Genomic DNA, 21,788 nt, shown 5'->3' with positions numbered 1-21,788 from the left:
ACTGCAAGTGCCATCACTGCAGTTGCGCTTCGGGCAGGGTCAGTGTGCGCGGGATCTTTGCGGCATCCCAGTGGGCGATGCCCCAATTCAGTACTTCCCGAGGCGTGGCGTAAGCCAGTTCGCTGCCCGGATTTTGCCCCAGCGCGCGTAATGCCCGCAGTAACAGTGGCGTGGCCTGATCGTCGGCCAATGGCGGCGAACGGTAGGATTTGCCGAGCTTGTTACCGTCCGGCTGAGTAATCAGCGGCACGTGCAGGTAACGCGGTTGCCGCAGGCCGAGCAGTTCTTGCAGGTAGAGCTGGCGTGGTGTCGAGTCGAGCAAGTCGGCGCCGCGCACGATGTCGGTGATGCCTTGCCAGGCATCATCGAGCACCACGGCCAGTTGATAGGCATAGAGCCCGTCGCGGCGGCGAATCACGAAATCGCCGACATCCCGACCCAGGTGCTGGCGGAACTCGCCTTGCACCCGGTCGATGAAATGGTATTCGAGCTCCGGCACCCGCAGGCGGATGGCCGCGTCTTCAGCGCCATGCCCGGCATTGCGGCACAGGCCCGGATAGATGCCGTGATACGGCTCCAATTGTTTGCGTGAACAGGTGCAAGCGTAGGCCAGGCCATGACTGAACAGACGATTGAGCACTTCGGCATAGGCGTCGTGCCTGTCGCTTTGACGAACCAGTTCACCATCCCACTCGAAACCATAGCGTTCCAGCGCGTTGAGGATCGCGGCTTGGGCGCCGGGTTCTTCCCGAGGTGGGTCGAGGTCTTCCATGCGCATCAGCCAGCGGCCACCCACAGAACGGGCGTCGAGGTACGAAGCGAGTGCAGCGACCAGCGAACCGAAGTGCAAGTGGCCGCTGGGCGTGGGGGCGAAACGGCCGATGTAGGGAGAGACATTCATGAGGGCGATGGTACGTCGTCTGATCGTGCGCGATCCACAGGGTTCGGTGCTGTGCCGAATTTCAGAAACAAAAACGGAGCGTTCGCACGCTCCGTTTTTCGTTCAAGTCGAGATTACTTGCCGACTTGCTTTTCCTTGATTTCCGCCAGGGTCTTGCAGTCAACGCACATGTCGGCGGTAGGGCGGGCTTCCAGTCGCTTGACGCCAATCTCGACGCCGCAGGACTCGCACCAGCCATATTCTTCGTCTTCGATCAATTGCAGCGTTTTGTCGATCTTCTTGATCAACTTGCGCTCACGATCACGGGCGCGCAATTCAAGGCTGAATTCTTCTTCCTGGCTGGCACGATCTGCCGGGTCAGGGAAGTTGGCCGCTTCGTCTTTCATGTGATCAACCGTACGGTCGACTTCCTGCATCAAGTCCTGTTTCCACTTATTCAGGATCTTGGTGAAGTGAGCGCGCATGGGCTTGCCCATGTACTCTTCGCCCTTTACTTCTTTGTAGGGTTCGAAGCCGCTGATCGACTGGTTTTGTTGTTGCTTTGCTTGGGTGGACATGAAATAGACCGCCTCTACTCTTGTAATCCATTGCGCAGGATTGCTCCATCACCGACACCTGCCGGCCCTGCGGCTGCAAGCGGGCGAACTTACCAGATCAAATCGGGCCGCGCTACTCCCGGATGTCGAGGGGGTGACCCGCGGTGCTTGCAAATGATTGCAAAGCCTTGTCTGGTGGTGATGGAGACCTGATCAAATATTGATTTTAGTCAAACCTGGCGCGCACGCTTGAGTCGTTCAGGCCAGAGTTATAACGGCTCTGACCGCTTTAGGTTCTCGCTCGTTCCAGTGGTTGGGTAGAATCGATTCTTTTACCCGTTGAAGGAAGGCTAATGGCTCAGTCCTACAGTGCCCGCAGTCGTGCGATTGAACCGTTCCATGTCATGGCGCTGCTGGCGCGGGCCAATGAACTGCAGGCTGCCGGTCACGACGTGATCCACCTGGAAATCGGCGAGCCGGACTTCACCACCGCCGAGCCGATCATCCAGGCCGGCCAGGCTGCGCTGACGGCGGGCAAGACCCGTTACACCGCGGCACGGGGCATTCCCGAACTGCGCGAGGCCATTTCGGGCTTTTATCAGCAGCGTTACGGGCTGAACATCGATCCACAGCGAATTCTGGTGACGCCGGGCGGTTCCGGCGCGTTGCTGCTGGCCAGCGCTTTGCTGGTCGACCCAGGCAAACACTGGCTGCTGGCGGACCCGGGCTACCCGTGCAACCGGCACTTCCTGCGGCTGGTGGAAGGCGCGGCGCAGCTTGTTCCTGTCGGTCCGGACGTGCGTTATCAGCTGACCCCGGACCTGGTGGCGCGGCATTGGGACCATGACAGCGTCGGCGCCCTGGTGGCTTCGCCGGCCAATCCGACCGGGACCATCCTGACCCGCGATGAGCTGGCCGGGCTGTCGGCTGCGATCAAGCAGCGCCACGGCCATCTGGTGGTGGACGAGATCTACCACGGCCTGACCTACGGCACCGACGCGGCCAGCGTGCTGGAAGTCGATGACAGCGCCTTTGTCCTGAACAGTTTTTCCAAGTATTTCGGCATGACCGGCTGGCGCCTCGGTTGGCTGGTGGCGCCGCAAGCAGCGGTCGGCGAACTGGAAAAGCTCGCCCAGAACCTCTACATCAGCGCCCCGAGCATGGCCCAGTACGCCGCGTTGGCCTGCTTCGAACCGGCGACCATCAGCATTCTGGAAGAGCGCCGCGCCGAATTCGGTCGTCGTCGCGACTTCCTCTTGCCGGCCTTGCGTGAGCTCGGTTTTGGCATCGCCGTGGAACCTGAGGGCGCGTTCTACTTGTATGCAGATATCAGCCAGTTCGGCGGTGATGCCTTCGCGTTCTGCCGACACTTCCTCGAAACAGAGCACGTGGCGATTACCCCGGGCCTGGACTTCGGGCGTTATCAGGCCGGGCATCACGTGCGGTTTGCCTACACCCAAAGCCTGCCGCGCTTGCAGGAAGCGGTGGAACGGATCGCTCGCGGCTTGAAGAGCTGGCAAGGCTGATGCGTTTTCATCCTCCCCTTGAAGAAGGTCGTCTGATCCGTCGTTACAAGCGTTTTCTCGCCGATATCGAAACCGTTAGCGGCGAGTTGCTGACGATTCACTGCCCGAACACCGGCTCGATGCTCAATTGCCAGGTCGAGGGCGGGCAGGTCTGGTTCAGCCGCTCCAACGACCCGAAGCGCAAATTACCCGGCACCTGGGAAATCGGTGAAACCCCGCAAGGGCGGTTGTTTTGCGTGAACACCGGGCGAGCCAATGGCTTGATCGAAGAGGCGTTGCGTGCCGGCGTGATCACCGAGTTGAACGGTTTTACCGAGCTGAAACGCGAAGTGGCCTATGGGCAGGAAAACAGCCGCATCGATTTCCGTCTCGATTACCCGAACGGGCCGGCGTACGTGGAAGTCAAAAGTGTCACTTTGGGCTTTGACGGTACGCCAGTGGCGGCGTTTCCCGATGCGGTGACCCAGCGCGGGGCCAAGCATTTGCGGGAACTGGCGCATCTGGCCCGGGACGGGATTCGCGCGGTGCAGTTGTATTGCGTCAATCTCAGCGGCATCGACGCCGTGCGTCCGGCAGAAGAAATCGATTCGGCCTACGCCGCCGCGTTGCGTGAAGCGGTGGCGTGCGGCGTTGAGGTGCTGGCTTATGGCGTGCGTATCAGCCACGAAGAGATGCTGGTTGACCGGCGTCTGGACGTATTGCTCAACGGTTAAAGGCTGATCCAGATCCCTTGCGCGTCTTCGCGGCTGGGAACGACGGTCAGGGATTGCCCCGCGCAGGGGCCGGCGACGCATTCGCCGTCCTCGATAAGAAACAGTGCGCCGTGGGTGGCGCACTGGATCAGGCTGTTGCTGGGGTCCAGAAACTGGTCGGGTTTCCATTCCAGCCCCACGCCACGGTGCGGGCAGCGGTTGATGTAGACGTAAACCTGACCACCCCGGCGCACGGCGAAGAGCTTCTGGCCGTCGATGTCGAAACCGCGGCTGCTGGCATCGGCCAACTCCAGGCCCTGGCAAAGAAACTTCATGTCTATCCTCAAGTGTCGCGGTTCGTGACTGGATATGTCCGGACTTGACGCGCAAATGCAAACAATTATCAAATGGCCGCCCGCCCATGGGGGCGCTTGCCGGATGTCGAGGATACTTGGCCTGTCAGGTTGATGCCCGGGAAAACCCTTTAAGGAAGCCGTTTATGCGTCTGAGTACCCGCGTTGTCGCCTTGTGTGTCGGACTCATCGTCAGCCACCAGGCGGCAGCGGCCGAACTGCCGCAGCGATGGGTGAGTGCCGGTGGCGCCTTGTCGGAGTGGGTGAGTGCCTTGGGTGGCGAGTCAAAACTGGTGGGCGTCGATACCACCAGTCAGCATCCGGATTCTTTGAAGGCCCTGCCGAGCATTGGCTATCAGCGGCAATTGTCGGCGGAAGGCATCTTGAGCTTACGCCCGCAGATGCTCATCGGCACCGAAGAAATGGGTCCACCGCCGGTGCTTTCGCAGATTCGCAGTGCCGGTGTTCAGGTCGAATTGTTCTCGGCCCAGCCGGATTTGCCTGCCTTGCAGGGCAACTTGCAGCATCTGGGCAAGTTGCTCGGCGCAGAAGACCAGGCGACCCAGGCATTCCTGGCGTATCAACAGAAACTGGATCAGCAAAAGCTCCGGATCACCGAGGCGCAGCTCAAACAGAAATCGCCGGGTGTGCTGTTGTTGCTCGGCCATGCGGGCGGCAATCCAATGATCGCCGGCAAGGACACCGCCGCCGATTGGTTGCTGCAACAGGCCGGCGGCCACAACTTGGCGACGCATACCGGTTATAAACCTTTTTCCAACGAGTCCTTGGCCAGCCTGAACCCTGAAGTGCTGGTGTTCTCCGACCGTGCGCTGACCGGCGATGCGGCCCGCGCAGCATTGTTCAAGGAAAACCCCATCTTGTCCTCGACCCGTGCCGCGAAGGACGGCCGCGTGATGGAACTCGATCCAACTTTACTGGTGGGCGGGCTCGGACCGCGGTTGCCCGAGGCGCTGAAAAAGTTGTCTGACGGTTTATATCTCGGCGCGAGTGACCAATGACCACTTTGGTTAAACCCCGCACACTGTTTATTGGCTTGAGTCTGCTGTGTTTGCTGGCGATCTGGCTGTCGTTGGCGCTGGGGCCGGTGAGCTTGCCGTTGCTCGACACGTTGCGTGCGGCGCTGCGGTTGATCGGTGTGCCGATTGCCCCGGACGGTCTGGAGCAGGCTGAACTGATTCTTGGGCAGATTCGCCTGCCGCGAACCCTGCTCGGTTTGGCGGTGGGCGGTGTGCTGGCCTTGTCTGGCGTGGCAATGCAGGGTCTGTTTCGCAACCCATTGGCCGATCCGGGGCTGGTCGGTGTTTCCAGCGGCGCCGCACTGGGCGCGGCGATTGCGATTGTCGGTGGTTCGGCGTTTGGCGGCTTGCCCGAGTCCTTCGGGCCTTATCTTTTGTCGTTGTGCGCGTTTCTTGGCGGGCTCGGCGTGACCGCGCTGGTGTATCGACTCGGCCGGCGTAACGGGCAAACCAACGTCGCGACCATGCTGCTGGCCGGTATTGCGTTAACGGCGCTGGCCGGTTCGGCGGTGGGTTTGTTCACCTATCTGGCGGACGATGCGACCCTGCGCACGCTGACTTTCTGGAACCTGGGCAGCCTCAACGGCGCCAGTTATTCGCGGCTCTGGCCATTGCTGCTGGTGACGGCTGGTGTGGCGCTGTGGTTGCCGCGCAGGGCCAAGGCCTTGAATGCATTGTTGCTGGGCGAGTCGGAGGCCGGTCACCTGGGCATTGATGTCGAAGGGCTCAAGCGTGAACTGGTGTTCTGCACCGCGCTGGGTGTCGGCGCGGCGGTGGCGGCAGCAGGGATGATCGGGTTTGTCGGGCTGGTGGTGCCGCATCTGGTGCGGCTGCTGGCCGGTCCTGATCATCGGGTGCTGTTACCGGCCTCGGTGCTGGCGGGGGCGAGTCTGTTGTTGTTCGCTGACCTGGTGGCGAGACTGGCCCTGGCGCCGGCCGAGTTGCCGATTGGTATTGTCACGGCGTTCATTGGCGCGCCGTTCTTTCTGATTCTGCTGCTCAGGAGGCGTGCCTGATGTTGCGCACAGAAAACCTGAAGATCCGCCGAGGCAGCAAAACGGTGCTGACGGACATCACACTGGAACTCAAGCCGGGTGAAGTCCTCGGTGTGCTGGGGCCGAACGGTGCTGGCAAGAGCACCTTGCTCGGCGCGTTGTGCGGTGAATTGCGTCCTGATGAAGGACGCGTCTGGCTCGATGAGCGTGGCCTTGAGCCACTGCACGGGTGCCCTGCGAGCGCAGCGATTGGCGGTACTACCGCAAGTGTCGACCCTCGACTTCGGCTTTCGTGTCGAGGAAGTGGTCGGCATGGGGCGTTTGCCTTATCAAAGCGGTCGGGTGCGCGATGACGAAATTGTTGCCGCCGCGTTGGGCGCCGCCGATGCCGGGCATTTGAGCGGTCGCAGTTACCTGGCGCTGTCCGGCGGCGAACGTCAGCGAGTGCATCTGGCCCGGGTGCTGGCGCAGCTCTGGCCCGGCGAGGCGGGGCAGACCTTACTGCTTGATGAGCCGACCTCGATGCTCGATCCACTGCATCAGCACACCACATTGCAGGCTGTGCGCGAGTTTGCTGATCGCGGTGCCGCGGTGTTGGTGATCCTGCATGATCTGAACCTGGCGGCGCGTTATTGTGATCGTCTGTTGCTGCTCGAAGGCGGGCGCCCGGTGGCGCTGGATACACCAGAGCAGGTGCTGCGTCCGGAGCCGCTCAAAGCGGTGTTCGGGCTGGAAGTATTGGTGCAGCCGCACCCGGAGCGTGGGCATCCGCTGATCATCGCCCGCTGAGTCGTTCATCGAGGTGAGAGCATGCGTGGGATCTGGGGGTTGGCGCTGCTGGTATTGGCGGGGTGTCTGGCGGGGTGTCAGCATGTTGCGTTGCCGCCTCCGGTCAGTGGCGACATTCGTGATCTGCACAACGGCCAACTGCTGACGACGCAGCAATTGCTGGCGCGTCTTGCCAAGCCCACGCGGGTGATCATTGGCGAGCAGCATGACAATGCCGATCACCATGCCGCGCAGTTGTGGTTGTTGCAATCGCTGAGCGAGCAACGACCGCAGGGCAGCCTGCTGCTGGAAATGCTCACGCCGGATCAGCAGCCGAAAGTCGATGCGCTTCGCCAATCTGCGTCGCTGCCCAGCGACCTCCCTAATGCGCTGTCCTGGCAGGATGGCTGGGACTGGAATCTTTATGGGCCGATCGTTCGCTTCGCCCTCACACAACCGTATCCGCTGCTGGCGGCCAACCTTGAAAGCACTGAAATCCGCGCGTTCTATCAACAGCCGCCGCGCTTGAGCGGGGCACGCAGCAATGCGCAAACCGTGAAAGCGACTCTGCTGGCGCAAATCAGTGGCTCCCATTGCGGACTGCTTCCAAAATCCAAAATGCCAGCAATGCTGGCGGTGCAGCAGCAACGTGACCGGCGAATGGCTGAGCGTTTACGTGTCGCCCCCGAGCCTTCGCTGCTGTTTGCCGGTGCGTATCATGCGCGCAAGGATGTCGGTGTACCGCTTCATATACTGGATTTGGGCGAACCCGAAGCGCCAACCGTGCTGATGCTGGCGCAGCAGGGCAGTGAGGTCACGTTGGCGATGGCTGATTACGTCTGGTACACGCCCGCCACGCCGGCACCGGATTATTGCGAAGAGATGCGTAAGCAGATGGGCAAGTAGCGTCGGCGACTTTTCTACAGGCAAAAAAAGACCCGGCAAGAGCCGGGTCAAATAACCGTGATTAGCCTGATGAGGAGATAATCTGAGAGTCCGAACCAAGGGCTTTTCAGAAAATCGACCAGTCTCGCGACCAGTTGTGATAATCATAGCGATTCTCATTACCAAGTCAACCGCTGTTTTCTCATTTATTTTCAATCAGCCAGCAGGCCCTGTAATCGTTGGGTTTAGCCTGGATTTTTAAGTGAACTCAACTGGGTAATCTGCTTGTTCAGCAAGTCAATGCGCCGCGCCATGCTCTCGATCAGGCTGTGGGAAATCTTCGGATTGCTTTGGGTCAGGCTCAGAAACTGATCCTTGGGAATCAACATTACCGTGCTCGGTTCGCTGGTGATCACACTGGCGTTGCGCTTCTCGCCAGTGAACACCGCCATGGCACCGAAAATCTCATCCTTGGGCACATCGCCGACTTTATGCCCGTCGACAAACGCTTCGGCATGGCCTTCGATGATGACGAATACATGGTCTGCCTCGTCGCCCTGGTTGATCAGGATTTCCCCGGCCTCCACCCGTTTGAAACCATTGGTACTGCGAAACTCGCGCGGTTTCAGTTCGGCTACGGCGTGGGCGAGGATTGCCATTTGCCCCAACAGGTATTCGAGGAATTGATCCGCCCGGCCGGGCTCGGCATACACATGCTGGACAATCTCACTGCGCCGATAAGGTTGCAAGCGCAGTGGCCCATCACTGCACAAACGGCAATCGGCCCAGGCTTCGCCCTGTTGCAGGCCGAACAAATCACCTTCCTGCCAGTAAAACAGCGCCCGTGCACCGATGCCGCCATGGATCACACCGTCAGTCAGCAGAAACAACTGATCGCCTGGCAACTGCGCCATCAGGTCATCCGTCGATTCCAGTTGCAGATCCGGCCCGCACGGTGCCAAGCCGTGCAGCCACTGCGCAGGCAAATTCTGCAAGCGATTGATCAGTGTGTCGGCGTAAGCCGGTTGTTCCCCGAGCAAGTACATGGCGATGGGCGCCTGTTCAATTCTTGTGGCGTGAAGAAATGGCTTCCAGTTGTTTGTTCAGCGCTTCCTTGCGTTCAGCGGGGATGTCGTTCCAGTGCACGTCCATCAGGGCGCCTTCAATTGCATACAGCAACACCTTGGACGCCCGGAACCCACGCGTACGCACGGCCCGATAAGCATCCACCGCCCCCAGGCGACGCAAGTCCGAGGCGCTGTGGATGCCCACGGCATGCAGCCACTGCGCTGACGTCTTGCCAAGATTCTTCAGGTGTTGCAGTTCATCATTCATCAAGCCTCCTTGCGACGGCCGAACGGTGCGTGGGCGAGCCTTTGAGGAGTGTAGCCATCAGTAGGAAAAGCGTGATTGTTTGGTCGGTTTCGACGCAAACGCTTCTAAGAGGCAAGGTCCTGAAGCGTTCGAAGGGGCTGCGAATGCAGCAGAGGAGGGCAGCGCAAATAACTGTGGGGAGCGGCGGTGCGACGATTCGACTTGTTCGCGAAGACGTAGTGTCAGTCGACATGAATGTTGAAGGTTAAACCGCTTTCGCGAGCAAGCCCGCTCCCACAGGGGGCGTGTCGTGTCAGGTAGGCGATGCGGATGTTAGCGGGTGCGATAGCGCAGGCGTGTCCCGAAATTCATCGACATCAGGATTTCGTCGGCACTCAGCTCTGTTGGGAAGTAGGCGCCGGAGATTTGCGCATGGGCCAGGCTTGCACCTTCCAGCGAGGCATTGCGGAAGTCGATGCCACGCAAGTCGGCGGAACGGAAGTACGCATCGGTGAAGTCGATGCCATCGGCGTTCAGCTCACGCAGATCAAGACCACGGAAATCGCCACTGACCATGTCAATCGGGCCATCGAGGGGGCGTTGCTTGTTGAAGCCTGTGATGTCGTCTTTGTGCAGCAAGGCATAAAGCGGGGTGTCGAGAAGTTTCGGCTGGCTCATGTCAAATCACCTGTTGGTTTTATGACGCCAGTATAGTGCCACTATTTGACAGCCGTGAAGCCAGCGAAGGCTCCACGGCTGAAAAATTTCTTACAAGCCCGGCAGGCGCTGGCGAATCTGCGCCACGACAGCGTCCAGGGTCCCGCTCTCATTGGTCTGAACACGCTTGCTGCAGAGAATCTCGGCCGGCGTCAGTGCTTCGCGGGTGCCTTGCTGGTCGGCGATAACGGCCAGATTGGCGTCGGACGGATCCTTTTTGTCTGCCTGACGCAGGGCCAGCCAGCTCTCGATTACGGCTTGCGGTGCGTTGCAATCCAGAATCAGGAAGGGTGCGCCGGTCGCTTCAGCAATTTTTGCCGCGCCGTCACGCTGGTCGCGCTTGAGGTAGGTGGCATCGATCACCACCGGGAAACCGGCACGCAGGATTACGTCAGCGATTTCATGCAGGCGGGTGTAGGTCGCTGAGCTGGCGTCAGCACTATAAATGCCGGCCTGTGGATCGTTCGGCACGGTCTGCTCGCCGAACAGACGTTTGCGTTCTACGTCGGAACGCAGGCGAATGGCACCCAGTGCTTCCACCAGACGCATGGCCACACGGCTTTTACCGACAGCGGAAACGCCGTGGGTGATGGCCATGAAGCGCGAAGGAATGGTGCTGTAGCTTTCCGCCAGGTTGGCGTAGTTGCGGTACTGGCGCAGGGTGGTGGCGCGCTGCACCGGATCGGCCTCGGCCGGCATGCTGAACAGGCTGACCTTGGCGCGAACCAGTGCACGGTAGGCTTTATAGAAGTTGAGCAGCTCAAGGCCCTGATAGTCGCCGGTCAGTTCCAGGTACTGGCTGATGAAACGGCGCGCCAGGCTCTTAAGGCCGCGGTCTTCCAGGTCCATTGCCAGGAAACCGGTGTCAGCGTAGACGTCGGTGAAGCGGAACGGCTCGTTGAACTCGATGCAGTCGAAGATCACGACCTTGCCGTCGATCACGGTGGCGTTGCCCAGGTGAATGTCACCGTGGCATTCGCGAATGAAACCGTCGGCCTTGCGTTGGGCAAACAGCGGCTTCAGACGCTCGAAGCTGCTTTCGGCCCAGGCTTGCAGGGCGTCGAGTTGCAACAGATCAGCCTTGTCGCTGAGGAACGGGCGGATCTGTTCGAAGTTCTGGCGTACCGGTGCCATGACGCTGTCCGGGGTGCCTGCTTCGTGTTCGGCAGGTACTTTCGGCGCAGTGAGGTGGAACTGCGCAATTTGCGCGGCCATCTCGTCGATGTGCGCGGTGGTCAGTTCGCCGTTGGCTTGCAGGGTGCTGAGCAATTGGCTTTGCGGGAACTGACGCATTTTCAGCGCGTATTCGACAACCGGGCCGTCACCGCCCAGTTGTGGGGCTTCGGCACTGCCGGTGATCGGCAACACTTCAAGATACAAATCATTGGTCAGACGCTGGTTCAGGCGTAGTTCTTCACCGCAGAAATGTTCGCGAGCATCGAGGTTGGTGAAGTCGAGGAAGCCGAAGTTCACCGGCTTCTTCACTTTATAAGCAAAGGGACCCGTGAGGATGACCCAGGAGATATGGGTCTCGATAACCTGGAACCCATCGACGGGATGCGGGTAGAGGGCCGGGTTTTGCAGGGCGGCGATCAGGGACTGGCTCACAGGCGATCCTTCAGAGTCGGGGGAAATTCAAGGTCGCCATTATGGCCGCAACTCCGCCGGACGCAAACCTTGGCAGGCTCCTGTTGAGTATGAATAAAGTGCGTATAATCCGCCGCCATGACTCGTACTCGATCCCCTCGCAGCAAAAAAAAACCACCGTCCAGCGGCCTGCGCCCCTGGCTGGGCTGGGCCCTTAAACTCAGCCTGGTCGGCCTTGTCGTGCTTGCCGGGTTCGCGGTTTATCTGGACGCCATCGTTCAGGAGAAGTTTTCCGGCAAGCGCTGGACCATTCCGGCCAAGGTGTATGCGCGCCCGCTGGAGCTGTTTACCGGCCAGAAGCTGAGCAAGGACGACTTCCTCACCGAACTCGACGCCTTGGGCTACCGGCGCGAAGCTGTGAGCAACGGTCCCGGCGCAGCAGCGGTCAGCGGCAATACCGTCGACTTGAACACCCGTGGCTTCCAATTTTATGAAGGTATGGAGAAGCCCCAGCCCGTACGGGTGCGGTTCTCCGGTGACTATGTGGCCGAACTCTCGGCGACCAACGGTTCGAAGCTTTCTGTGGTGCGGCTGGAACCGCTGATGATCGGCGGGATTTACCCGAAAAACCTCGAAGACCGCATTCTGATCAAGCTCGATCAGGTTCCGCCGTACCTGCTCGACACCCTGGTCGCGGTGGAAGATCGGGATTATTACAGCCACTGGGGTGTGTCTCCCAAATCGATTGCCCGAGCTATTTGGGTCAACACCTCTGGCGGCAAGATGACCCAGGGTGGCAGCACGCTGACGCAGCAGTTGGTCAAAAACTTCTACCTGACCAGCGAACGCAGCCTGACCCGCAAACTCACCGAAGCCATGATGGCGATGTTGCTTGAGCTGCATTACAGCAAACAGGACATTCTTGAGGCTTACCTCAACGAAGTGTTCGTCGGTCAGGATGGCCAGCGTGCGGTGCACGGTTTCGGCCTGGCCAGTCAGTTCTTCTTCGGGCAGCCGTTGTCCGAACTGAAACTGCATCAAGTCGCGCTGCTGGTGGGCATGGTCAAGGGGCCGTCCTATTACAACCCGCGTCGCAACCCGGAGCGGGCGCTTGAGCGGCGCAACCTGGTGCTTGATGTGCTTGAGCAACAAGGCGTTGCTACTGCCGAACAAGTCGCTGCCGCGAAGGCCATGCCGCTGGGCGTGACGACTCGCGGCAAACTGGCGGACAGTTCGTTCCCGGGCTTTATCGATCTGGTTAAGCGTCAGTTACGTGAAGACTATCGCGACGAAGACTTGACCGAAGAAGGCCTGCGGATTTTCACCAGTTTCGACCCGATCCTGCAGATGAAGGCCGAAGCCTCGGTCAACGACACCTTTAAACGACTGGCCGGGCGCAAAGGTTCGGATGATGTCGAAGCGGCCATGGTCGTGACCAATCCGGAAACCGGCGAAGTCCAGGCCATGATCGGCAGCCGTCAGGCGAGTTTTGCCGGTTTCAACCGTGCCTTGGATGCGGTACGCCCGATCGGCTCGTTGATCAAGCCTGCGGTTTATCTGACTGCTCTTGAGAAACCAAGCCAGTACACCTTGACCAGTTGGCTATCGGATGAATCCTTCTCGGTGAAAGGTGCAGACGGTCAGGTCTGGAAACCACAGAATTATGACCGACGTTCCCACGGCACGGTGTTCCTGTATCAAGGGTTGGCGCATTCCTACAACCTGTCGACTGCGCGTCTCGGGTTGGAGCTGGGTGTACCGAACGTCCTCAAGACCCTGGCGCGCCTGGGCGTGAGTCGAGAGTTCCCGGCGTTCCCGTCGATGCTGTTGGGCGCGGGTGGTCTGACGCCGATGGAAGTGGCAACCATGTATCAGACCCTGGCCAACGGCGGGTTCAATACGCCGATGCGCGGGATTCGCAGCGTGCTGACTGCCGAAGGCGAGCCACTTAAACGTTATCCGTTCCAGATTCAGCAGCGTTTCGATCCGGCCTCTATTTTCCTGATCCAGAGCGCCATGCAGCGCGTCATGCGTGAAGGTACCGGTAGCTCGGTTTATAACGTGCTGCCCAAAACCCTGACGCTGGCGGGCAAGACCGGTACCAGTAACGATTCGCGGGACAGCTGGTTCGCCGGTTTCAGTCAGGATCTGCTGGCGGTGGTCTGGCTGGGTCGCGACGATAACGGCAAGACACCGTTCACCGGCGCTACCGGTGCGTTGCAGGTCTGGACCAGTTTCATGCGCAAGGCCGATCCGCTGCCGCTGGACATGCCGCAGCCGGACAGCATTGTTCAGGCCTGGGTAGATTCGCGCACCGGGCAAGGCTCTGATGCCAACTGCCCAGGTGCGGTGCAGATGCCGTATATTCGCGGCAGTGAACCGCCTCCCGGCGCCGCTTGTGGTGGTCAAGCCCCTGCTTCCGGTGAAACGGTGATGGATTGGGTCAAGGGCTGGATGAATTAAGCAAAGAGGGTTTCAAGTGAATAAGTGGTTGATTCCAGCGGTTACCGCCGTGGCTTTGCTCAGCGGTTGCTCCACCGTACAGCGCGGTTCGATTCCGGTTGTGGACTCCGGCAGCGCTGTATCTAACAGTGAGCGGATTCAGGCGAATGGCGGTTTCCGCAAGACGACAGTAAAACGTCCGGTGCAAGGTCAGCCCCAGGCCATCCCGCAAGGTGATAGCGGCGTAGTGGTGATGGTACCGGGTGGTGGCGCCGTGACTTCGGCCCCGATCAGCACTTCGCCGATCACGCCGGGCCCGATCACGCCGGGCCCGATCACGCCGGGTCCGATTGATACCTCGCCGGTTCAGTCCGCGCCAATCAATCAGGGCAGCTACAGCATGCCATCGACCCCGAGCGGGATTCCGTCGGCAAGCACCGGTGGCGGCTTGTCTGCCGACGAGCAACTGGATGGTCCGGTGCTGGCGCTGCTGACTACCGCTCAACAGCAACAGGCCAGTGGCGACCTCAACGGTGCGTCCTCCAGCCTGGAGCGCGCCCAGCGAGTAGCTCCGCGTGAGCCGCAAGTGCTTTATCGTCTGGCGCAGGTGCGTATGGCTCAAGGCGATGCACCACAAGCCGAGCAGTTCGCTCGTCGTGGTCTGACCTTTGCCAGTGGCCGTCCGGATCTGCAGGCCAACCTGTGGGAACTGATCGCTCAAGCTCGTGAAAAGCAGGGTGATACCGCTGGCGCCACACTGGCCCGTCAGAAGGCCAAGGTTGCGCTGTGATGGATGCACGTTTCCCGAAAATTGCCGAGCAGTTGCTGCTGATCGAACGTGAGCTGCGGATTCAGGGCTGGTGGGACGAGGTCTCGCCAAGTGCTGAAGCACTGTCCAGTGTCGAGCCGTTCTCGGTCGACACCCTGGACTTTGAGCAATGGCTGCAATGGATCTTCTTGCCGCGCATGAAAGTGATCCTCGAACAGGATCTGCCGTTGCCCAATGCGTCAGGGATTCAGGAAATGGCCGAAATGGTCTTTGCCTCCCGCAATGTCCAGGGCAAGGATCGGTATCTGCAGGTCCTGCTCAAAGAGTTCGACCTGCTGATCACCGCCTCGCGCTGATCCCCGATCTTTGTGGGAGCGGGCTTGCTCGCGAAAGCGGTGTCACATTCAAAATTGATGTCGGCTGACCCACCGCTATCGCGAGCAAGCTCGCTCCCACAAGGGCGCGACGTTACTGGCAGTTCTCGGCAATCTGCTTCTGCGCCTCAACAATGCGCTCCTGACGCTGCGCATCATCCAGCCGTCGCATCTGTCCCTCGACTTCCTCCCTCAAACGCGGATTGTTCTGCAACTGCGCAAGGTTCGTCCGCGCCTGTTCGCAAAAGGTCTTGAGCTGCGCCTGTTGGTCAGCGACCTGTTTCTTGACCTTGTCGTCGATCGCTTTCTGATCACCCAACACACCGCTACCCGGCATTGGCGCAGGTTTCTGCGCGGGCGAGGAGGGCGTCTGCATGCTGGTCGACGGCTGACCCGGTGGCGGCTGGGCATCGAAGTGGGTCACCCCTTGGGCATCCACCCACTTGTAGATCTGAGCCGCCATGCACAAAGGGCTCAGGGTGATCAGCAGACTGGCGGTGAAGAAGAACGTTCGCATGCCATTTCCTTGTCATAAGTTGCGCAATTGAAGCTAACACACTTGCGGTTTACGGGTTTTTTCTTGCGTTCTCATGCGCTTACTCACAATAAAGCACATAGACGACTTGACTTGCAGAGGACGAAACAGAAGAATCCAAAGTCCGCTGTAGAGGGACTGCCAGAAGCAGACCCACTCGGTAGATCATGAGGCGCATACCCGCGCCGACCTGTTACACCCGCAACGCGTTACCTCGCGCTGGGTGGGAAAGGCCCGCAACACTTGGGACGATCCCAATACTTGCTCAGTCAGTGCTGACGTAGTCGGCGACCACCGTCGCTCATGCTCTGCCGAGAAGTAAACCTATTAAGACCCGTCCCCTTGTGTGTGGACGGTATTCTGGCGTTTTAGAGGTGAACAACGTGGAGCTTTTATCTGGCGGTGAGATGCTCGTCCGCTTTTTGCGTGACGAAGGCGTCAAATATATCTACGGGTACCCGGGCGGTGCTCTTCTTCATGTCTACGATGCCCTGTTCAAAGAACCGGAAGTGACCCACATCCTGGTTCGTCACGAACAGGCTGCGACCCATATGGCTGACGGTTATGCCCGTGCCACCGGTAAAGCCGGTGTGGTACTGGTGACTTCCGGCCCGGGCGCAACCAACGCCATCACCGGTATTGCCACGGCCTACATGGACTCCATTCCGATGGTGGTCATTTCCGGCCAGGTGCCTAGCAACATGGTAGGTACCGACGCGTTCCAGGAAACCGACATGATCGGTATCTCCCGGCCGATCGTGAAGCACAGCTTCATGATCAAGCACGCTTCGGAAATCCCGGAAGTCATGAAGAAGGCGTTCTACCTGGCGCAATCCGGTCGTCCTGGTCCGGTCGTTGTCGATATTCCGAAAGACATGACCAACCCGGCCGAGAAGTTCGAATACATCTTCCCGAAAAAAGCCAAGCTGCGTTCCTACAGCCCAGCTGTTCGCGGTCACTCCGGGCAAATTCGCAAGGCAGCAGAAATGCTCCTGGCGGCCAAGCGTCCGGTGATGTACGCCGGCGGCGGCGTGATTCTGGGTGGCGGCTCCGCGCCGCTGACCGAATTGGCGAAGATGCTCAACCTGCCAGTGACCAATACCCTGATGGGCTTGGGTGCCTACCCAGGCACCGACCGTCAGTTCATCGGCATGCTCGGCATGCACGGCAGCTACACCGCTAACCTGGCGATGCACCATGCTGACGTGATCCTGGCAGTCGGCGCACGTTTCGATGACCGTGTGATCAACGGCCCGGCGAAGTTCTGCCCGAATGCCAAGATCATTCACATCGACATCGACCCGGCTTCGATCTCCAAGACCATCAAGGCCGACGTGCCTATCGTTGGTCCGGTCGAGAGCGTCCTGACCGAAATGGTCGCGATCCTCAAGGAAATCGGCGAGACCCCGAACAAGGAGTCCGTTGCCAGTTGGTGGAAGCAAGTTGACGAGTGGCGCGGTGACCGCGGCCTGTTCCCTTACGACAAGGGCGACGGCAGCATCATCAAGCCGCAAACCGTGGTCGAAACCCTGTGCGAAGTGACCAAGGGCGATGCCTTTGTCGCCTCCGACGTGGGTCAGCATCAAATGTTCGCGGCGCAGTACTACAAGTTCGACAAGCCTAACCGCTGGATCAACTCCGGTGGCCTGGGCACCATGGGCTTCGGTTTCCCGGCGGCCATGGGTATCAAGTTGAGCTTCCCGGATGCCGACGTCGTCTGCGTGACAGGCGAGGGCAGTATCCAGATGAACATTCAGGAACTGTCCACCTGTCTGCAATACGGTTTGCCGGTCAAAATCGTCATCCTGAACAACGGTGTTCTGGGTATGGTTCGCCAGTGGCAAGACATGAGCTATGGCAGTCGTCACTCGCATTCCTACATGGAGTCGTTGCCTGACTTCGTCAAGCTGGCAGAGGCCTATGGTCACGTAGGCATGCGCATCACCGACTCGAAAGAATTGAAGTCGAAGATGGAGGAAGCGTTTGCCATGAAGGATCGCCTGGTGGTGCTCGATATTTCAGTCGACACCAGCGAGCACGTCTACCCGATGCAGATCAAAGACGGCTCCATGCGCGATATGTGGCTGAGCAAGACGGAGCGTACTTAATCATGCGGCACATTATTTCCTTGCTTCTGGAAAACGAACCGGGCGCTCTGTCTCGTGTAGTCGGCCTGTTCTCGCAGCGCAACTACAACATCGAAAGCCTGACTGTGGCACCAACCGAAGACCCGACCCTGTCGCGCCTGACGTTGACCACTGTCGGCCACGATGAAGTTATCGAGCAGATCACCAAGAACCTGAACAAGCTGATTGAAGTGGTCAAATTGGTCGACCTGTCGGAGAGTGCTCACATCGAGCGCGAACTGATGCTGGTCAAGGTCAAGGCCACCGGCGCCCAGCGCGCCGAGATCAAGCGCACTACCGATATTTACCGTGGGCAGATCGTAGATGTCAGCGCCAGCGTGTATACCGTTCAATTGACCGGTACCAGCGACAAGCTCGACAGCTTCATTCAGTCCATCGGCACCGCCTCGATTCTGGAAACCGTCCGTAGCGGCGTAACCGGTATCGCCCGCGGCGACAAAGTACTCAGCATCTAAACCAAATTAGCGAATGGCCTGAACGGCCTGGATATATAGGGGAATTTCATGAAAGTTTATTACGAAAAAGACTGCGACCTGTCGATCATCCAGGGCAAGAAAGTTGCCATCATCGGTTACGGTTCCCAGGGCCACGCTCAAGCGTGCAACCTGAAAGACTCCGGCGTTGACGTTACTGTCGGCCTGCGTAAAGGTTCGGCCACTGTTGCCAAAGCCGAAGCTCACGGCCTGAAAGTGACTGACGTTGCTTCCGCTGTTGCGGCTGCCGACCTGGTCATGATCCTGACCCCGGACGAGTTCCAGTCTGCTTTGTACAAGAACGAAATCGAGCCGAACATCAAGAAAGGCGCCACCCTGGCCTTCTCCCACGGCTTCGCGATCCACTACAACCAGGTTGTTCCGCGCGCTGACCTCGACGTGATCATGATCGCGCCGAAAGCACCGGGCCACACCGTACGTTCCGAGTTCGTAAAGGGCGGCGGTATTCCTGACCTGATCGCTATCTACCAGGATGCTTCGGGCAACGCCAAAAACGTTGCACTGTCCTACGCTGCTGGCGTTGGTGGCGGTCGTACCGGCATCATCGAAACCACTTTCAAGGACGAGACCGAAACCGACCTGTTCGGCGAACAAGCCGTACTGTGCGGCGGTACCGTTGAACTGGTTAAAGCCGGTTTCGAAACCCTGGTTGAAGCTGGCTATGCGCCGGAAATGGCCTACTTCGAATGCCTGCACGAACTGAAGCTGATCGTTGACCTCATGTACGAAGGCGGTATCGCCAACATGAACTACTCGATCTCCAACAACGCTGAATACGGCGAGTACGTGACTGGTCCGGAAGTGATCAACGCCGAATCCCGTCAGGCTATGCGTAACGCCCTGAAACGTATTCAGGACGGCGAATACGCCAAGATGTTCATCAGCGAAGGCGCTACCGGCTATCCTTCGATGACCGCCAAGCGTCGTAACAACGCCGCTCACGGTATCGAAATCATCGGCGAGCAACTGCGCTCCATGATGCCGTGGATCGGTGCCAACAAGATCGTCGACAAAGCCAAAAACTAAGTCGCACGCTTGTACGAGAAACGCGGCCTAGGCCGCGTTTTTTCGTTTGGGTCACCGGTTCTGGTATAAAGCTGCATCGTTTGTGGCCGAACTGTCGTCCCAGACACCTGTCGAAAACTTTCCATCCTGTTGCAAGGTAATGTCCATGAGCGAACGTCCCGAAGAGCCAAACCAGGCTCCTGACGCCGAAAGTCTGCTGCCCATCGATGAACACATCGAAGAAGGGCATGACGCTGAAGGTCGTAAAGTCCGGCATCGTGGTATCTATCTTCTGCCGAATCTTTTCACCACTGCGAATCTGTTCGCGGGGTTCTATTCCATCATCAACTCGATGAGTGCACAGGCTGCATTGAGCGCCGGTGACTCGGTCAGTGCCAGCAAGTATTTTGCGTTCGCCGCCATCGCGATTTTCGTCGCCATGGTGCTCGATGGTCTGGACGGTCGGGTTGCGCGGATGACCAATACCCAGAGCGCTTTCGGTGCCGAGTACGACTCGTTGTCGGACATGGTCGCCTTTGGTGTCGCACCGGCATTGTTGGCATTCGGCTGGGCCCTGGGTGACATGGGCAAGGTCGGCTGGATGGTTGCCTTCATCTATGTGGCGGGCGCGGCGTTGCGTCTGGCCCGGTTCAATACCCAGGTTGGTACGGCGGACAAGCGCTACTTCATTGGCCTGGCCAGTCCGGCGGCGGCGGGTGTTGTTGCTGGGATCGTCTGGGCATTCAGCGATTACGGCATCCAGGGTTCCAAGATGTCGTTTCTGGTGGCGCTGATGGTGGCGGCCGCCGGCATGTTGATGGTCAGTAACATCAAGTACAACAGCTTCAAGGAGCTGGACTTGAAAGGGCGTGTGCCTTTTGTGGCGATCCTTGCCGTGGTGTTGGTGTTTGCCGTTGTATTCAGTGATCCGCCGCGCATTCTGTTGCTGGTGTTCCTCGGGTATGCGGCCTCAGGCCCGGTTCAATACCTGTTACGTCTTCGTCGGAATAAAAACGTGTAATTTCCCTCATACTCCGCAGTCTATTGGTGCATCTGTCCTCCAATGCTGCGGAGTAGCCATGCTGATCAAATTCCCCAAAGCGTCTGACTGCCTTGAGTCAGACGTGACGCCTGAATCCCTCTATCTCTCTCGTCGCAATGTGCTCGGTGTTGCCGTGGCCGGCTTGGCCGTGAGCAGCCTTCCTCGATGGGCCAATGCTGGCGATGCTGCGCGTTACGCCGACGTCGAGCCTGGCAAGGCGCCGTCCTGGTTCGCCGAAAAGCTTTCTTCTACAAAGTGGGGGGCGGTCAACGTCAAGGATGAAGCGATCACACCGTTCAAGGATGCAACCCACTACAACAACTTCTATGAGTTTGGCACTGACAAAGGTGATCCGGCGGCCAATGCTGGCGCGCTGAAGACCGAGCCATGGAGCGTGGTGGTAGACGGGGAGGTGGGCAAGCCTGGGCGGTACGCGCTGGAGGACTTCATGAAGCCTTACCAGCTGGAGGAGCGGATCTACCGTCTTCGCTGTGTGGAGGCCTGGTCGATGGTCATTCCCTGGGTCGGCTTTCCCATCTCGGCGTTACTCAAGGAGGTCGAGCCAACCTCCAAAGCCAAATACATTCGTTTCGAGACCCTGCAGGACCCTAAGAATATGCCCGGGCAGCGTTCCGGTTTTGCCTTGATCGACTGGCCCTATATAGAAGGGTTGCGTCTGGATGAGGCAATGAACCCGTTGGCGATTCTTGCGGTGGGTATGTACGGGCGCGAGTTGCCGAATCAGAACGGTGCGCCTCTGCGTTTGGTGGTGCCATGGAAGTACGGATTCAAGAGCATCAAATCCATCGTGCGGATCAGCCTGGTCAGCGAGCAGCCGAAAACCACCTGGCAAAGCATTGCCGCGGATGAGTATGGTTTTTATGCGAACGTGAATCCTACGGTTGATCACCCGCGCTGGACTCAGGCGCGGGAGCGGCGTTTGCCGAGTGGTCTGTTCAAGCCCAATGTGCGGGACACGCAGATGTTCAATGGCTACTCGGATGAAGTCGCTTCTTTGTATGCGGGTCTCGATCTTCGGAAGTACTACTGATGCGTTTTGCTGTTTGGCGTATTTTTGTCTTTATAGTTATCGCGGTCTGGCCGCTGCTTTGGTTGTATCAGGCCTGGGCGGATGTGCTCGGGCCTGATCCGGGTAAAGTACTGGTTGATCGCTTGGGGTTGGGCACGCTTGTCCTTCTGCTGATTACATTAAGTATGACGCCCTTGCAGAAACTGACTGGTTGGGCGGGGTGGATTGCTGTCCGGCGCCAGTTGGGGTTGTGGTGCTTTGCTTATGTTGTGCTGCATTTGAGCGGGTACACCGCGTTCATTCTCGGTTTTGACTGGTCGCAGTTGGGCGTCGAGTTGCGCAAGCGGCCTTACATTATCGTCGGGACGCTGGGGTTTCTCTGTTTGCTGGCGCTGGCCGTGACGTCCAATCGCTACAGTCAGCGGCGTTTGGGTTCTCGTTGGAAGAAGCTGCATCGACTGGTCTATGTGATTCTCGGACTCGGCTTGCTGCATATGTTGTGGATTGTTCGCGCGGATCTGAAGGAGTGGGCTGTCTATGCTTCTATAGGTGCGCTGCTTCTGGTGCTGCGTATTCCGCCGGTGACGCGTCGTATCCCGCGTTTGCTGGGCAAAAAGCCGGTTTTGCAAGAAAAGCGAA

General features: G+C 59.0%; 22 protein-coding genes and 1 pseudogene. 15 read left to right on the top strand and 8 right to left on the bottom strand.

The genetic code is table 11. From position 1 onward, the window contains the following. Positions 1 to 13: 13 nt before the first annotated feature. Both gluQRS and dksA read right to left on the bottom strand, forming a co-directional pair. The gene (gluQRS, locus tag JFT87_RS00115) at positions 14 to 901 is read right to left on the bottom strand and encodes a tRNA glutamyl-Q(34) synthetase GluQRS (RefSeq protein ID WP_201198025.1); all 888 of its coding nucleotides are present in this window, start codon (positions 899 to 901) and stop codon (positions 14 to 16) included. A 113-nt stretch (positions 902 to 1,014) separates the two neighbouring features. Beyond that, a complete protein-coding gene (dksA, locus tag JFT87_RS00110) occupies positions 1,015 to 1,458 on the bottom strand; it encodes an RNA polymerase-binding protein DksA (protein ID WP_008153293.1) in 444 nt (147 codons plus the stop codon). Positions 1,459 to 1,790: 332 nt separating this feature from the next. On the opposite strand from dksA, the gene JFT87_RS00105 reads away from it, so the two are divergent. Both JFT87_RS00105 and sfsA read left to right on the top strand, forming a co-directional pair. Beyond that, a complete protein-coding gene (locus JFT87_RS00105) occupies positions 1,791 to 2,963 on the top strand; it encodes a pyridoxal phosphate-dependent aminotransferase (protein ID WP_201198024.1) in 1,173 nt (390 codons plus the stop codon). Beyond that, positions 2,963 to 3,676: a DNA/RNA nuclease SfsA gene (gene sfsA / locus JFT87_RS00100; RefSeq protein WP_201198023.1), complete on the top strand. Its 714-nt coding sequence runs from the start codon at positions 2,963 to 2,965 to the stop codon at positions 3,674 to 3,676. Before JFT87_RS00105 ends, sfsA begins: the two co-directional genes overlap by 1 nt. Here the strand turns inward: sfsA and JFT87_RS00095 are convergent. Then, complete coding sequence (locus tag JFT87_RS00095; protein WP_201198022.1) at positions 3,673 to 3,990, bottom strand: Rieske (2Fe-2S) protein; 318 nt, start codon at positions 3,988 to 3,990, stop codon at positions 3,673 to 3,675. The two genes, sfsA and JFT87_RS00095, sit on opposite strands and share 4 nt — an antisense overlap. A 164-nt stretch (positions 3,991 to 4,154) precedes the next feature. On the opposite strand from JFT87_RS00095, the gene JFT87_RS00090 reads away from it, so the two are divergent. The 4 genes and pseudogenes from JFT87_RS00090 to JFT87_RS00075 all read left to right on the top strand — a co-directional run bounded on the left by JFT87_RS00090 (position 4,155) and on the right by JFT87_RS00075 (position 7,714). After that, a complete protein-coding gene (locus JFT87_RS00090) occupies positions 4,155 to 5,027 on the top strand; it encodes a heme/hemin ABC transporter substrate-binding protein (RefSeq protein WP_201198021.1) in 873 nt (290 codons plus the stop codon). 50 nt (positions 5,028 to 5,077) lie between these two features. Next, positions 5,078 to 6,061: a FecCD family ABC transporter permease gene (locus tag JFT87_RS00085; protein WP_201205030.1), complete on the top strand. Its 984-nt coding sequence runs from the start codon at positions 5,078 to 5,080 to the stop codon at positions 6,059 to 6,061. After that, positions 6,061 to 6,829: pseudogene (locus JFT87_RS00080) on the top strand (heme ABC transporter ATP-binding protein). Before JFT87_RS00085 ends, JFT87_RS00080 begins: the two are co-directional and overlap by 1 nt. A gap of 21 nt (positions 6,830 to 6,850) precedes the next feature. Beyond that, positions 6,851 to 7,714, top strand: a complete 864-nt coding sequence (locus tag JFT87_RS00075; RefSeq protein WP_201198020.1) for a ChaN family lipoprotein — start codon at positions 6,851 to 6,853, stop codon at positions 7,712 to 7,714. Positions 7,715 to 7,938: 224 nt separating this feature from the next. Here the strand turns inward: JFT87_RS00075 and JFT87_RS00070 are convergent, their stop codons facing one another. From JFT87_RS00070 to JFT87_RS00055, 4 genes are all read right to left on the bottom strand, one after another. After that, on the bottom strand, positions 7,939 to 8,739 hold the full coding sequence (locus JFT87_RS00070) for a Crp/Fnr family transcriptional regulator (RefSeq protein ID WP_201198019.1): 801 nt from the start codon (positions 8,737 to 8,739) through the stop codon (positions 7,939 to 7,941). A gap of 16 nt (positions 8,740 to 8,755) precedes the next feature. After that, the gene (locus JFT87_RS00065) at positions 8,756 to 9,028 is read right to left on the bottom strand and encodes a TfoX/Sxy family protein (RefSeq protein ID WP_007971093.1); all 273 of its coding nucleotides are present in this window, start codon (positions 9,026 to 9,028) and stop codon (positions 8,756 to 8,758) included. A gap of 312 nt (positions 9,029 to 9,340) precedes the next feature. Then, on the bottom strand, positions 9,341 to 9,685 hold the full coding sequence (locus JFT87_RS00060; protein ID WP_201198018.1) for a pentapeptide repeat-containing protein: 345 nt from the start codon (positions 9,683 to 9,685) through the stop codon (positions 9,341 to 9,343). Between the two features lie 90 nt (positions 9,686 to 9,775). Then, positions 9,776 to 11,332, bottom strand: coding sequence for an AAA family ATPase (locus JFT87_RS00055; RefSeq protein ID WP_201198017.1), 1,557 nt, complete (start codon positions 11,330 to 11,332; stop codon positions 9,776 to 9,778). A 117-nt stretch (positions 11,333 to 11,449) separates the two neighbouring features. On the opposite strand from JFT87_RS00055, the gene mrcB reads away from it, so the two are divergent. The 3 genes from mrcB to JFT87_RS00040 are packed head-to-tail and all read left to right on the top strand — an operon-like array spanning position 11,450 to position 14,878. Beyond that, positions 11,450 to 13,774 carry a penicillin-binding protein 1B gene (gene mrcB / locus JFT87_RS00050; protein WP_201198016.1) on the top strand — a complete coding sequence of 775 codons (2,325 nt, stop codon included), beginning with the start codon at positions 11,450 to 11,452 and terminating at the stop codon, positions 13,772 to 13,774. A 16-nt stretch (positions 13,775 to 13,790) separates the two neighbouring features. Continuing rightward, positions 13,791 to 14,543: a tetratricopeptide repeat protein gene (locus JFT87_RS00045; protein ID WP_201198015.1), complete on the top strand. Its 753-nt coding sequence runs from the start codon at positions 13,791 to 13,793 to the stop codon at positions 14,541 to 14,543. Continuing rightward, positions 14,543 to 14,878 (top strand): YqcC family protein, encoded by a 336-nt coding sequence (locus JFT87_RS00040; RefSeq protein WP_201198014.1) that lies wholly within the window; start codon positions 14,543 to 14,545, stop codon positions 14,876 to 14,878. The genes JFT87_RS00045 and JFT87_RS00040 overlap by 1 nt, the downstream gene beginning before the upstream one ends. Before the next feature lie 112 nt (positions 14,879 to 14,990). Here the strand turns inward: JFT87_RS00040 and JFT87_RS00035 are convergent, their stop codons facing one another. After that, positions 14,991 to 15,413 (bottom strand): DUF4124 domain-containing protein, encoded by a 423-nt coding sequence (locus tag JFT87_RS00035; RefSeq protein ID WP_201198013.1) that lies wholly within the window; start codon positions 15,411 to 15,413, stop codon positions 14,991 to 14,993. 401 nt (positions 15,414 to 15,814) lie between these two features. On the opposite strand from JFT87_RS00035, the gene JFT87_RS00030 reads away from it, so the two are divergent. The 6 genes from JFT87_RS00030 to msrQ form a co-directional block, all read left to right on the top strand. Continuing rightward, positions 15,815 to 17,539 (top strand): acetolactate synthase 3 large subunit, encoded by a 1,725-nt coding sequence (locus JFT87_RS00030; RefSeq protein WP_201198012.1) that lies wholly within the window; start codon positions 15,815 to 15,817, stop codon positions 17,537 to 17,539. A gap of 2 nt (positions 17,540 to 17,541) precedes the next feature. Then, positions 17,542 to 18,033: an acetolactate synthase small subunit gene (ilvN, locus tag JFT87_RS00025; RefSeq protein WP_003176102.1), complete on the top strand. Its 492-nt coding sequence runs from the start codon at positions 17,542 to 17,544 to the stop codon at positions 18,031 to 18,033. Between the two features lie 48 nt (positions 18,034 to 18,081). After that, positions 18,082 to 19,098, top strand: coding sequence for a ketol-acid reductoisomerase (gene ilvC, locus JFT87_RS00020; RefSeq protein WP_007948647.1), 1,017 nt, complete (start codon positions 18,082 to 18,084; stop codon positions 19,096 to 19,098). A 145-nt stretch (positions 19,099 to 19,243) separates the two neighbouring features. Further along, the gene (gene pssA / locus JFT87_RS00015) at positions 19,244 to 20,098 is read left to right on the top strand and encodes a CDP-diacylglycerol--serine O-phosphatidyltransferase (protein WP_201198011.1); all 855 of its coding nucleotides are present in this window, start codon (positions 19,244 to 19,246) and stop codon (positions 20,096 to 20,098) included. 58 nt (positions 20,099 to 20,156) lie between these two features. Beyond that, positions 20,157 to 21,170, top strand: coding sequence for a protein-methionine-sulfoxide reductase catalytic subunit MsrP (gene msrP, locus JFT87_RS00010; RefSeq protein WP_201198010.1), 1,014 nt, complete (start codon positions 20,157 to 20,159; stop codon positions 21,168 to 21,170). Beyond that, positions 21,170 to 21,788, top strand: a 619-nt coding sequence (msrQ, locus tag JFT87_RS00005; protein ID WP_201198009.1) for a protein-methionine-sulfoxide reductase heme-binding subunit MsrQ, incomplete at its 3' end; no start/stop codon positions are given. The genes msrP and msrQ, both read left to right, overlap by 1 nt.

It is taken from the genome of Pseudomonas sp. TH15 (assembly GCF_016651105.1).
Classification (GTDB): Bacteria; Pseudomonadota; Gammaproteobacteria; order Pseudomonadales; family Pseudomonadaceae; genus Aquipseudomonas.
Note: the sequence above shows the minus strand (reverse complement) of the source record. Positions and strands in the feature narration are given on the sequence as shown.